At 60.9% G+C, this 11,942-nt stretch carries 9 protein-coding genes; 3 read left to right on the top strand and 6 right to left on the bottom strand.

All coding sequences use genetic code 11. The features are described 5' to 3' along the window. Window positions 1–141 precede the first annotated feature (141 nt). The gene (locus tag HNQ99_RS15570; RefSeq protein WP_184477328.1) at window positions 142–888 is read right to left on the bottom strand and encodes an NADPH-dependent F420 reductase; all 747 of its coding nucleotides are present in this window, start codon (window positions 886–888) and stop codon (window positions 142–144) included. Window positions 889–996: 108 nt separating this feature from the next. Between HNQ99_RS15570 and HNQ99_RS15565 the strand changes: the two genes are divergently transcribed. Further along, window positions 997–1,371 carry a winged helix-turn-helix transcriptional regulator gene (locus HNQ99_RS15565; RefSeq protein ID WP_184477326.1) on the top strand — a complete coding sequence of 125 codons (375 nt, stop codon included), beginning with the start codon at window positions 997–999 and terminating at the stop codon, window positions 1,369–1,371. Between the two features lie 153 nt (window positions 1,372–1,524). Further along, a complete protein-coding gene (gene cofH, locus HNQ99_RS15560; RefSeq protein ID WP_184477324.1) occupies window positions 1,525–3,846 on the top strand; it encodes a 5-amino-6-(D-ribitylamino)uracil--L-tyrosine 4-hydroxyphenyl transferase CofH in 2,322 nt (773 codons plus the stop codon). 165 nt (window positions 3,847–4,011) lie between these two features. On the opposite strand, the gene HNQ99_RS15555 is transcribed toward cofH, so the two are convergent. From HNQ99_RS15555 to katG, 3 genes are all read right to left on the bottom strand, one after another. Next, the gene (locus HNQ99_RS15555) at window positions 4,012–4,920 is read right to left on the bottom strand and encodes an LLM class flavin-dependent oxidoreductase (RefSeq protein ID WP_184477322.1); all 909 of its coding nucleotides are present in this window, start codon (window positions 4,918–4,920) and stop codon (window positions 4,012–4,014) included. A gap of 286 nt (window positions 4,921–5,206) precedes the next feature. Continuing rightward, window positions 5,207–5,587: a c-type cytochrome gene (locus HNQ99_RS15550; RefSeq protein ID WP_184477320.1), complete on the bottom strand. Its 381-nt coding sequence runs from the start codon at window positions 5,585–5,587 to the stop codon at window positions 5,207–5,209. Window positions 5,588–5,669: 82 nt separating this feature from the next. Further along, window positions 5,670–7,931 carry a catalase/peroxidase HPI gene (gene katG / locus HNQ99_RS15545; RefSeq protein WP_184477318.1) on the bottom strand — a complete coding sequence of 754 codons (2,262 nt, stop codon included), beginning with the start codon at window positions 7,929–7,931 and terminating at the stop codon, window positions 5,670–5,672. 104 nt (window positions 7,932–8,035) lie between these two features. On the opposite strand from katG, the gene HNQ99_RS15540 reads away from it, so the two are divergent. Further along, window positions 8,036–8,491 carry a recombinase family protein gene (locus HNQ99_RS15540; protein ID WP_246415046.1) on the top strand — a complete coding sequence of 152 codons (456 nt, stop codon included), beginning with the start codon at window positions 8,036–8,038 and terminating at the stop codon, window positions 8,489–8,491. On the opposite strand, the gene HNQ99_RS15535 is transcribed toward HNQ99_RS15540, so the two are convergent. Together HNQ99_RS15535 and HNQ99_RS15530 are read right to left on the bottom strand one after the other, a co-directional pair. Then, window positions 8,443–9,555: a PepSY-associated TM helix domain-containing protein gene (locus HNQ99_RS15535; RefSeq protein WP_184477316.1), complete on the bottom strand. Its 1,113-nt coding sequence runs from the start codon at window positions 9,553–9,555 to the stop codon at window positions 8,443–8,445. The genes HNQ99_RS15540 and HNQ99_RS15535 overlap by 49 nt on opposite strands. Further along, entirely contained in the window at window positions 9,555–11,753 is a 2,199-nt protein-coding gene (locus HNQ99_RS15530; protein WP_184477314.1) for a TonB-dependent receptor, read from the bottom strand. The genes HNQ99_RS15535 and HNQ99_RS15530 overlap by 1 nt, the downstream gene beginning before the upstream one ends. Window positions 11,754–11,942: the final 189 nt, after the last annotated feature.

Raw genomic sequence — 11,942 nt, 5'->3', positions numbered from 1 at the left:
GAAGCCGGCTTCCTCGGCCGCAACACCCATCTCCAGCCAATGCTCATAGTTCCCCATTGTCTCTGATAGGCTAAAACGCACTTTTCGATCCTCCTAAGACTTCGTTTCATGTGTCGCTGCATCTTGAATGCAGCCAATCACTCAGCTGATTGGGTTTGCGGAGCGGTTGAGTTCGATAAACTGGGCGTGGGTGGGGCTGGGGCCAAGGCCTGCATACATCGTCACGAGCTTGTCGCGTTTTTTCGGCGCTTCGCCCCCGACGGCCATGGCGAGAGCCTTTCGCATGGTTTCGGCGTCGTAGTCGCAGCAATAGGCCGGGGTCGAGGGCTGCTGGCGCCACGATTCGGCCAACGTGCCGGCGTCGACGGGATCAAAGCCCATTTCGTTGACAATGCCGTAAACGATCTCTTTATGTCGCGCATCATCGCCCGCCACAGCGATGGCTAGCCGCCCCGGCGAATTTTCAGGCTGGCCAAATTCCGCCAGGGAATAGGCCAGAATGTTGTTGAAGGCCTTGATCACGGGCCGTCCGATCTGTCTGGAGACGCAGAGGCTCTCGACCTCGCCTGCATCGAGCTCGGCAATCTGCGGATCGCGCATGACCGGATAATAGTTGCTGGTGTCGACGACCGGCACGTCCTGCGGAACAGTGTCGAATAGGTCTTTGGGCAGCTTGGCAAGAGCGGGAAGGGGGATCGACAGGATGACCAAGTCGGCTCCGGCGACGGCGCCCTTCGCATCGGCCGCGGTCGCGCCAATCTCGTCTGCGAAGGACTGCACATCCTGGGCGCCCCTGGAGTTTGCGACGCTCACCCGGTGTCCTGCCGCGGCAAGCCCCCGCGCAAGGAGGCCGCCGATGCTGCCGATACCAATGATGCCAATCTTCATTCCTTGCCCTCGCCCAACGCTGTTGCTTTACACCGAGGTTTAGGCCTAAGTACTGTCATCGGCAATAGCCTACTAGAAAGTGTGAAGCTGTCAAAAAGGTAAGTATGAATGGGACGGGACTGGGTTTGCGATGACCCCAAGCGGCAACTCATCTGGGCCGCCGCAACAAAGGATGCGCTGAGGCTGCTGGAGGGCAAGTGGAAGATCGTTATCATTTGCCAGCTGTTCGGCGCCAAAGCGCCTGTTCGGTTCTCAGAGCTTGAGCGGCGGATCGAAGGCGTGAATCAGAAGATGCTGATCCAGCAGCTCAAGCAGCTGGAAAAGGATGGCATCGTCGCCCGTACGGTCTACCCTCAAGTGCCACCAAGGGTTGAATATTCGCTGACCGAGATGGGTAAAGCCCTTAGTCCATCCATGGCCGAGCTTACCGAATGGGCTTTCAAATTACGTGAAGCAACGGGGCCACGCGATCAAGATGAATGACCGCAATCACAGGTAAACTTACAAAGACGAGGATGTCCTGTTGCAGATCGATTGGCGCTTGGACATGGCGTCCAACCCACGAAAATTCAGAGCAATAATCGCTAAATCATTAGTTGCGGGCTGATTGCCCGGACAGTCGGAGAGGACAGTGCGATGCTGAGCCAATATAGTGATCTTTTGGACGAGGAGGTCCGCACGCTGGCTGATCAACCCCTTGAGGATTTGATCTCCCGGTCAGAACGCATGACACTCGGGTCCTTCGGTCCTCTGGTCACCTATTCTCGCAAGGTCTTCATCCCGTTGACGAAGCTGTGCCGCGACGTCTGCCACTATTGCACGTTCGCCTCACCACCGTCCAAGGCCGGAGCGGCCTATCTGTCGCGTGAGGATGTGCTGGCAATCGCAAGGGCTGGTGCGGCGGCGGGGTGTCGCGAGGCGCTGTTCACGCTCGGCGACCAGCCCGAGGCCCGCTATTCTGCCGCCAGAAAAGCGCTTGGCTTGCTCGGTCATTCCACCACCTTGTCCTATCTGGAAGAGATGGCGCGCGCCGTTCTCGACGAGACAGGATTGCTGCCGCACCTCAATCCTGGTCTGATGGACGACGCCGACTATGCCGCGCTGCGACCGGTGTCGGCGTCGATGGGACTGATGCTCGAAACGGTTTCGGAGCGCCTGTCGGAAAAGGACGGCCCGCATTATGGTTCGCCCGACAAATGGCCGGCGCGCAGGCTCGCCTCGATGGAGGCGGCCGGCCGTGCAGGCGTGCCGTTTACGACAGGCCTGCTGATCGGCATCGGCGAGACTCGCGCGGAGCGAATAGAGGCGCTGATCGCCATTCGGGATATGCACCGACGTCACGGCCATATCCAGGAAGTCATCATACAGAATTTTCGGGCCAAGCCGGGCACGCGGATGATCGATCATCCCGAGCCTTCGCTGGACGAGCATCTCTGGACCATTGCCGTCGCCAGATTGATCCTCGGCCCGCAAATGGTCATCCAGGCGCCGCCCAATCTTCATGCTCCAGAAGAGCTCGCCGCTCTGCTACGGGCTGGCGTGAACGACTGGGGTGGCGTGTCGCCGGTAACGCCCGATCATGTAAATCCCGAGGCGCCTTGGCCGCACCTTCCGCTTCTTGAGCAGGCAACGTCGGATGCGGGACGCGTTTTGCGCGAGCGGCTGGCGATCGGCCCCGCATATGCGCTGAAAGCCGATAGCTGGACCGATCCAGTGATCGGAAGGACAATCCGCCAGTCGATCGATGCGCGCGGCCTGCCTGTCACCGATCAGTGGCATGCGGGCGCGGGGGACGTTGCGCCTGTTTTGAGGAGCAGCGGCAGGACTGCCAGATCAAACGACATCGAAGCGATCATCTCTGCGGCGCGTTCCGGGGATCGGCTGGACGAGGACGAGATCGTCCGGCTGTTTCAGGCGGAAGGTTCCGACGTACGACTGCTCACGGAGGCTGCCGACGCGCTGCGCCGCGAGGTGGCAGGCGATGCGGTGACCTATGTCATTAACCGCAACATCAACTACACCAATATCTGCCTTTACAAATGCGGCTTCTGCGCCTTCTCGAAGGGTAGCACGAAGGCGATGCGCGGACCTGCCTACCGGCTCGATCTGCAAGAGGTCGGCCGCCGCGCAGCCGAAGCGTGGGACAGGGGCGCCACCGAAGTATGCCTTCAGGGCGGGATCCATCCCGACTATGACGGCAATACCTATCTTTCGGTATTGAAGGCGGTTCGCGAGGCCGCGCCGGACATTCATATCCATGCCTTTTCACCGCTGGAGGTCACGCACGGCGCAACCACGCTGGGTCTCAGCCTCAAACATTATCTGACGCGCCTTCGTGAGGCCGGGTTATCGACGCTTCCAGGCACGGCTGCGGAAATATTGGACGATGACATTCGAGCGATCATCTGCCCGGACAAGCTGAATACGGATGAATGGCTGGACGTCATGCGCACCGCTCACAGCGTCGGGCTCCGCTCGACCGCGACGATCATGTTCGGGCATGTTGAAGGGTATGAGCATTGGGCTCGCCACTTGCTCCGCGTTCGCGATCTCCAGGTTGAAACTGGCGGATTTACCGAATTCGTGCCGCTTCCCTTCGTGCACATGGAAGCGCCGATCTGGCGGAAGGGCTTGGCGCGCTCAGGGCCGAGTTTTCGTGAAACGATATTGATGCACGCCGTCGCGCGCCTCGTGCTCCATCCTGTCATTCCCAACATTCAGGCGAGTTGGGTCAAGCTGGGCGCGACGGGGATCGCGACCGCTTTGCACGCGGGCGTGAACGACCTTGGCGGGACGCTGATGGACGAATCCATTACTCGGGCGGCTGGCGGCCTCAACGGGCAATTGTGCGATCCGGCGCAGATGGCGGAGTTCGCGCAGCAAGCAGGGCGCCATGCCATGCAACGTACGACCTTATACGGGCGCGCGATGGGGCGGCAGCTGCAAGCAGCGGAATGATCACAGGCTTGAGGTTTGGCGCGTGCGTGATTCACGCTCCCCTTGTGCGGGAGGGCAGATGACGCGGCGGGCGGCGGCGCTGGCGCAGTGCGATGATCCCGGCGCGACGATGATGGGTGTTGGCAAGGCTCTGAAGCCCTCGTTCAAAGCTATGATGAGCTTCATCTAATCATAAAGCGCGAAAACAGCTTCATAATGCGCCCATGGGCTCTCTTCCCTCAAAACCGGACTGATGACCGGGAAGACGCCGATGTCAAAATATGCCTCGATGCCCTCTCGCACGGTTGAGGGAGTGCCGAAAAGCGTGATATTTCTCAGCCATTCCTCGCTTAACAATGCGGGAATGCGATCATCCTCACCCCTAGCCAAAGCCGCTTCGACAGCATCCATCTCTTCGACATACCCGGCTGACCGCCAATAATTGCGGTAATTGGCCAGTCCGACATAAAAGGCCTGGCTCTGCCGCATGACATTCAGCGCAATTTGCGGATCATCGTCGATTACGGTCGGAACGGCATTGCCGATAAAAAATCCGGCATTCCGACGCTCGGCGGGTACGCAAGCAAGCTGCTTTGCAAGATAGGCCCTGCAAGCTCTGGACATGAACACCCCATCTGCGATTTCCACGGCAAGATTGAACATCTTGTCTCTGAGAGCGGCCATGATGATCGGCGCCTGGGGTCCTGTCCAATCGACCGCGGCGCGCATTTCGGCCACATAGGCGCGGCTGTCCTCTAGAGGCTGTCCCGGCTGGACATGGTAGACCTGATGGGACCGGCCGTGGCTGACTCCTATTCCCAACAGGAATCGTCCTTCGCTTAGCTCGTGCAGATGCGCACCCGTTTCCGCCAGCGAGACCGGGACGCGGTGATAGATGGGCTGCACCGCTGCCATTACCTTGATGGAGCGCGTGGCTTCGAGAATGGACTGCGACATCGCCACGCAATCGCCCGCGCTTGGACAGGAAATCAATGCGAAGCCGCGTCTCTCTACCTCCTTCGCCATATCTATTATATGCCGGCGCTGGCCGATGACAGACGATCCTCCCGTGCCAAAACCAGGCATCTGGTTCATTGTAATCTCCTTTGAGGCCGCAATTTGAACCGGCCAGGTACGGAGGCAGGTACAAAGAATCGGGCGTCCCGAATCCGTCGTGGCACTCTACCCTTGAATTCCCGATTTCTCCCGTCATGACACGCTATTCCGCGTTTATAGGTGTGTCAAAACGGATGGATAGGATAAGCCGCCTAAACGCTTCTGCAAAAAGCAATGAACCGAATTTCGGATTCAGGTGACTAGGCTGGGGGCACATCAACCCACCGGCGAGTATCGCTGGCCGAAATCCTCGGTTAAGTCGAGCTCACTTGAGCGACATTAGATAATCGATGATCTGCTTGCGCTTTTCGGGGTCCGGAAGGCCCGCGAAAGGCATTTTGGTTCCTGGGACCTTCTTCTGCGGCGAGGTGAGCCACGCATCCAGCGTCGCGCGGTCCCAGGTAAGTCCCGAGGCTTTGAGCGCTGGACTATAGGCATAGCCGGGAAGGCTTGCCGCCCTTCGCCCGCCGAGCCCGCGCAGATTGGGCCCGAAAGATGTCTGTCCAGGCTCCACGGTATGACAGGCCGCACATATGGCAAATGCCGGCGGCCGCGCGGGCACGTTCCGGGCGGAGCCTGATTCCGCGGACACGAGGAAGGCAAGCGCCGCTGCCGGGGGCATCAAGGCTAGAGCTATTTTAATCATCAGATTGCGTCGCTTCTATGGGGGTTGGAGCCCGGGAGAACCGCATGAAGCAGTCGTCCCGGGCCCCTGTCAGTCGCGGATTTTAGAAGCGGTCGAGGCTCATCACTTTCCCCCACGCCGTTACGAAATCGGTGACGAACATCTCGCGGGCGTCATCCGAGGCATAGGCCTCGGCGACGGCGCGCAATTCCGAATTAGAGCCGAAAATTAGATCCACCGGGGTAGCGGTCCATTTGAGCTTGCCTGTCGCCCGGTCATGACCCTCATAGAGGCCGGGTGTCTTGTCCGACTTTTGCCAGACGGTACCCATGTCCAGCAGGTTCACGAAGAAGTCGTTGGAAAGGGTGCCGGGCCGGGCGGTGAAGACGCCATTGGACGAATGGCCGGAATTGGCGTCGAGTGCCCGCATGCCGCCGACCAACACTGTCATCTGGGGCACCGACAGCTCCAGCTGATTGGCCTTGTCGACGAGCATTTCGGCGGGCGAACGGCCGCTATCGGCCCCGTAATAGTTGCGGAAGCCGTCAGCCCGCGGTCGCAGATAATCGTATGACTTGGCGTCGGTCTGCTCCTGCGTGGCGTCAACGCGGCCCGGCGTGAACGACACGCTGACCGGGTAGCCCGCCTTGCTCGCGGCTTGCTCGATCGCGATGTTGCCGCCCAGAACGATCAGATCGGCCAGCGACACCTGCTTGCCCCCTTTGGCCGAGGCGTTGAATGCCTTGCGTACGGCCTCGAGTTTGCTGAGGACGCGTGCCAGTTCCGCTGGATCGTTGATCGCCCAGTTTTTGGCGGGATCGAGCCGCAGACGGGCGCCGTTCGGTCCGCCGCGCATGTCCGTACCGCGGAATGTCGCGGCCGAGGCCCATGCGGTCTTCACCAGTTCGCGTGGCGCGACGCCGGTCGCCAGGATCTTTGCCTTAAGCGCGGCGACATCCGAAGCCTCGATCGGAGTATAATCAGCCCTGGGCAGCGGGTCTTGCCAGGCGAAGGTCTCCTTTGGCACGTCGGGGCCCAGATAGCGGGCCGATGGCCCCATATCGCGGTGCGTGAGCTTGAACCAAGCACGGGCAAAGGCCTGCGCGAAGAGCTCTGGATGTTCCCGCCACCGCATCGTCACCGCCCGGAAGCCGGGATCCTCCTTCAGCGCGATATCGGTGGTAAACATGATCGGGGCGTGACGGACATTGGGCAGGTGCGCGTCTGGCACGAGCTGCGCTGCGTTCGGATCGCTCGGAACCCATTGCACTGCGCCGGCCGGGCTCTTCGCCTTTACCCATTCGAAGCCGTAGAGATTGTCGAGATATTGGGTCGTGAAATGGGTGGGATCGGCCGACCAGGCACCCTCCAGGCCGCTTGTAACCGTGTCTTCCGCATTGCCCTTGCCGCACTTGTTTGCCCAGCCCAGACCCTGCTGCTCGATCGGCGCTGCAGTCGGATCGGCGCCGACGCAGGCGTCGGCCTTGTGCGCTCCATGCGCCTTGCCGAACGTATGTCCGCCCGCGATCAAGGCCACCGTTTCCTCATCGGTCATCGCCATGCGGCTGAAGGCCCGGCGGATGTCCGCGGCGGCGCCGAGCGGATCGGAGTTGCCATTAGGCCCCTCCGGGTTGACGTAGATGAGACCCATTTGGGTGGCGGCGAGCGGGCCTTCCAGATCGCCTTTGCCATCGCGCCGCTGATCATCGAGCCACTTCTTCTCCGGCCCCCAGAAGACGATATCGGGCTCCCAGCTGTCCGGACGCCCTGCGGCGAAACCGATTGTCTTGAAGCCCATGTCCTCGAGCGCGACCGTGCCGGTCAGCACCATGAGGTCACCCCAGGAGATTTTGCGGCCGTATTTCTGCTTGATCGGCCAGACCAGGCGCCGCGCCTTGTCGAGGCTGGCATTGTCCGGCCAGGAGTTGAGCGGCTCGAAGCGCTGTTCGCCGCCCGAACCGCCACCGCGACCGTCGACAACGCGATAGGTGCCGGCACTATGCCACGCCATGCGAACGAAGAATGGCCCGTAATTACCATAGTCGGCGGGCCACCAGGGCTGGGACGTTTTCAAAACCTTGCGGATGTCCGCCTTGACCGCGTCGAGATCGAGCGTGGCGAATTCCGCAGCATAGTTGTAGCTCGGGCCATAGGGATTGGATGAGGCGCTGTTCAGGCGCAGCGGCGAGAGATCGAGACGATCGGGCCACCACTGGCTGTTCGACATGGCAGGCTTGGCGTCGGAGATGACGACCGGCGCCGAGCCTGATTTGGCCGATGCGTCCTGCGCATATGCTCCATTGCCAGCAAACGAAAGAATAGTCCCGGCGATCAGGACGGAACGGAATGAGGAGGCTTTGTGCATGAAATACTTTCTTTATTTAGTCATCTGTACGACAGCGCGCCTTCTATCTGGGCTTCCGCAACCCGGAAAATTGATCAATCCAATCACGGTCATTGATTTTAACGATGACGCACAAAAGCCCCGCTACCGGCGCGCGCTCAAAGACGCAGGGTGCAGGCGCATCTTCGAAGACGCAGCCAAATGGGGGCCGCTGGGGTCGCCCTGAACTTCACCGAATGCTCGATCAACTATGCGAAGACGATGTCGTTGTGGTGTGGAAGCTGGACCGTTTATCGCGATCCTTGAAGGATCTGTCCCACCTGCTCGACGGGATCGAAACCACCAATGCTGGGTTCCGATCGCTGACCGAGAGTATCGATACCATCACGCCAGCGGACCGCATGATGATGCAGATGGTCGGCAGTTTTGCCGAGTTCGAGCGCGCCAAGCCAACGCCCCTCGACCGCGCTCCGGACGAAACCGATGATTCCAATTTTCCGCAATTCGTTCTGCGCCGAGGCCGTTTGAAGGATCATGGACGTAACCTCTGTTGCGAAATAACATTGAGTTTTGCTCGATGAGCCCTGTCGTGCGAGTTCGTTTTTCTAGCTGAGAACCAGAATGACCAGAGAGTCAAAGTCCCTAGCAGGCCCAGCGTTAACCCCGCAAAAGTCATCATCAGGCGATAGGCAAGGCCGCCCACCTTCGCTGCATGAAGGGGATAGAGCATGTTGTAGCCCTTCACCACGTCCGGCAGGCGGGATGCGTCGCGGGCGCCAACCAGCCGTCCGCTGTTCGGGGCGAACCACAGCGTCGTGCGGCCATTGGGCAGCCATTCCTCTGATTTTTTCATCCGCAAGGTGATAAGCCCACTGTTCTGCCGGGGCAGCGACAGGCTGCGTATCTCCGCATCTGGGAAACGCCTGCGAGCGGCTTCGATCATAGCGCGCCATTCAAGGCTGGCGGAGAGGGGCAGGGGCGGCGATTTGGGCGCCTTCAGACTGGCATCGATCCGCAGCGGCGCGGACGGGCCAAGGATCAAGGCAGCCATGGGGCGGAACACCAGTATCGCCCCGGTGAGCAGGGCGAGCAGGAGCAGCGGCGCCGCGACCACGCCCAGATCGCGGTGATGGCGCAGAATCGCCGGACGGCTGATCCGTCTGGGAAGAACACGGAATTCGAATGTCTTGCGCGTGCGCGTCCACAGGATGACGCCCGAAATCACGAAGAAGAGCCCCGCGATGGCGGCGATACCGGCGATTGTCTCGCCCAGGTCACCCGCAAACAGATGATGGTGAAGGTCGAACAGCCACAGTTCCGGCCGTTCCCACTGGCTTGCCCAACGGGTGATCAACTCACCCTGCTGGGTAATATACGCGCCCGACCCATCGGCAAAGCCCAAACGGTCAAGACCGAAGTTCTGGCTGGCGAAGGTGATCATGTCGGGCCGTCTGGCGGGATCGGCCATGACTGTCTCGACCGTGCGGGCGATGGCTGCGGTGTCCTGCACCTGCGGATCGGAGGCATGAGGCAGCACCACCCACGCATCCTTGTGCACCAGCAGCGCGCCCGAAATCCCCAGCACCGCCAGCACGAGGCCGATCAGTCCGCCAATCCAGCGGTGCAGGAGATCCAGCAGCTTCATCAGAAGCGATAATCCCATCCCAGCGTGAAGGTGCGTCCGCGCCCCGCGAAATAGGCGAGGTTGTCGTTGGGCAGGCGGGTGTCGCTGCTATAGTCGACGTAGAATTTGTCGAACAGGTTCTGCACACTCAGCCTCAGTCCGCCATAGCCGGTCTGGTACCGGACACTCACATCGGTGACGCTGTAGCCGCCGAAATTGTTGCGTTGGTCGGGCTGCGTCCTGCCCGGGTCGGCATGAAAGGTGCGCGAGAGGTAAAACTGCGTCTGCACGATCCCTGAAATCGGCCCGTGATTGTAGGTGGCCTGGAGATTAACGCGGTCGGGAGAGATGTTGACGCCATCGAGGTCAGTATCAACGATGTCATCGGCGTCGCTGTCGTAACGGCCGTCGATATGGGCATAGCCGATGCCGAGCTTCAGCCCGTCTATCGGTGTCGCGGTACGCAGATTGACCTCGATGCCCTCAATCTCGATGCGCTGGCGCTGCACGTCGAAGTTGCGGCCGGTGCCCGGGACAAGGAGCTGGCCCTTATCGCTCGACGACCAGAAATAGGTGGCGGAGGCATCGATCGGCCCGCGCTTCACTTCAACGCCGATCTCGCGGTTGTTCGAGACAATGGGTTCGATCGCGAGGTAGCTGTCGATGTCGACATTGGTCTGGTTGATCGAGCGCGTGATGCGGCCCACATCGGGAGCGGTGAAGCCCTCCGCATAGCTGGCATAGGCGCGGATACCTTCCCACGGTTCGAAGATGATGCCGCCGTTCAGGAGCACGTCGTCGAACTTCGGCTTGCCGCCCGCGACATCGACACCGCCCCAGTAGCGCTCAGCCAGTGGGAGCGTCTGAGTCGTCTGGGCGAGCGTGTGAAAATCGTCGATCTTGATCTGCACATTTTCCCAGCGCGCACCGCCGGCGACGCGCACGCGGCCATCGAACAGCTTGAGATTGGCCTGGGCGAAGGGCGCCAGGCTGCGGAAGTCGGCCGGCGGCACCCAGACCCGGTTGGTGGCGATCAGACGCTGTTCGGTCTTGTCCCACAAAGCATCGAAACCGAGCGTGGCGGTGAGTGCCTCGAAGCCCGGCACGGCTCGCTCGTAGCTGACCTTGGCGCCGAGCTTGCGCGAGCGGTTCTGCGATTGATCGAACAGGTCTCCGACCGGAGCAAGGCTGGGGTCCTGGAAGGAGGCGATGTACCTGCCGGCGGCATCCCGCGTCTCGCCCCCGAAGGTGTCACGCGAGCGGTTGAAGAAAATCTGGCTGATGAAATTGCCGCCCCACAGGCCGCTGTCAGTGTAGGATAGCGCGACGCTCTCCGTGCGATTGGCAGCGGGCTTGCCCGGAGGAGTGCCGGGCGCCGCGCTCGTCGGTAGAGCCGTCAGGCGATTGCCGGGGACCGCAACGAAGTCCCCATCTCCCTTCAGTTCGAACCGACTGGCGATCAGATCGATGCGGCCGGTCCCCGAGACGGCATAGCCCAGCCGCACGAAATAATTGGTTGTCTGCGAGTCCTGCGTCTCACCTTGCGTCAGGTTAAGGCCAACGCGGCGATCCTGCCCGTCGTAGAATACGCCACGCTTCTCATAGGTAGCGCCGATCGTGGCGTCGAAGTCGCCGACCTTGTACTGGAAGAGGCCGCCGGTTTTCCAGCCCAGCCCCTCGGAGTGGAAGTTGTTATCGACCGTGCCCTGCAGCAGCACACGGCCGCTCAGGCCTTCCTCCTTTGGCTCGCCGACCGTGACCTGGTTGACGATACCGCCCGTGCCGCCGATGCCCTGCAGCGCGTTGGAGCCGTAGATAAGCTCGACCCGGTCGATGAAGAATCCATCAATTGTGAAACCATCGCGCGCGCCGTCACGCAGCGGCGTCGACTGAGGAATGCCGTTGATTGCATAAAGCGGTGATCGGCCGCGCAGCGTTTCGCCCGCGCCGGAGAGCTTCTGTCGTGTTGGCGAGAAGGACGGCGTAAGATTGGACACGGCATCGACGACGGAGCCGCCGATTGCGACCTGCTGGTCCAGTGTCTCTCTGCCAATCACCTCAATCGTCAGCGGTAGCGCGTTTGCGGGAAGGATACTGCGGGCCGCGGTAACGACAATCGGCCTGTCCGCCTCGGCTTCGACGGGAGCAGATTGAGCATGTGCCGTGCCGGCGAGCAGAAGCGCGGTTGTGGAGAGGAGGGTAAGAATAGCTGAATGCATGAATGAGCCCTTTTAGGGCCCGGTAACCGAGGCTAGTTCCTATTGCAAGTCAGTCGCATTAAATAATCTTCGGCCTGGCAGCAGGGCGGGTAGTTCCAGCCGGGGGAGTTCGGACGCTCGCCGCCACAAGAATCGCTGGCGCAACGAGGCCCTGTACTGCCGCCGCCGCCTTTTTGACTATGATTGAGT

It is taken from the genome of Rhizorhapis suberifaciens (assembly GCF_014200045.1).
GTDB lineage: Bacteria > Pseudomonadota > Alphaproteobacteria > Sphingomonadales > Sphingomonadaceae > Rhizorhapis > Rhizorhapis suberifaciens.
This window is presented reverse-complemented; position numbering and strand designations above follow the sequence as displayed.

Excerpts from the sequence above, each read along its gene's own strand:
- katG (WP_184477318.1), bottom strand. The coding sequence starts at position 7,931 with ATGCACAAAGCCTCCTCATTCCGTTCCGTCCTGATCGCCGGGACTATT.
- HNQ99_RS15535 (WP_184477316.1), bottom strand. The coding sequence starts at position 9,555 with ATGAAGCTGCTGGATCTCCTGCACCGCTGGATTGGCGGACTGATCGGC.
- HNQ99_RS15555 (WP_184477322.1), bottom strand. The coding sequence starts at position 4,920 with ATGAACCAGATGCCTGGTTTTGGCACGGGAGGATCGTCTGTCATCGGC.
- HNQ99_RS15540 (WP_246415046.1), top strand. The coding sequence starts at position 8,036 with ATGACGCACAAAAGCCCCGCTACCGGCGCGCGCTCAAAGACGCAGGGT.
- HNQ99_RS15550 (WP_184477320.1), bottom strand. The coding sequence starts at position 5,587 with ATGATTAAAATAGCTCTAGCCTTGATGCCCCCGGCAGCGGCGCTTGCC.
- cofH (WP_184477324.1), top strand. The coding sequence starts at position 1,525 with ATGCTGAGCCAATATAGTGATCTTTTGGACGAGGAGGTCCGCACGCTG.
- HNQ99_RS15530 (WP_184477314.1), bottom strand. The coding sequence starts at position 11,753 with ATGCATTCAGCTATTCTTACCCTCCTCTCCACAACCGCGCTTCTGCTC.
- HNQ99_RS15570 (WP_184477328.1), bottom strand. The coding sequence starts at position 888 with ATGAAGATTGGCATCATTGGTATCGGCAGCATCGGCGGCCTCCTTGCG.
- HNQ99_RS15565 (WP_184477326.1), top strand. The coding sequence starts at position 997 with ATGGGACGGGACTGGGTTTGCGATGACCCCAAGCGGCAACTCATCTGG.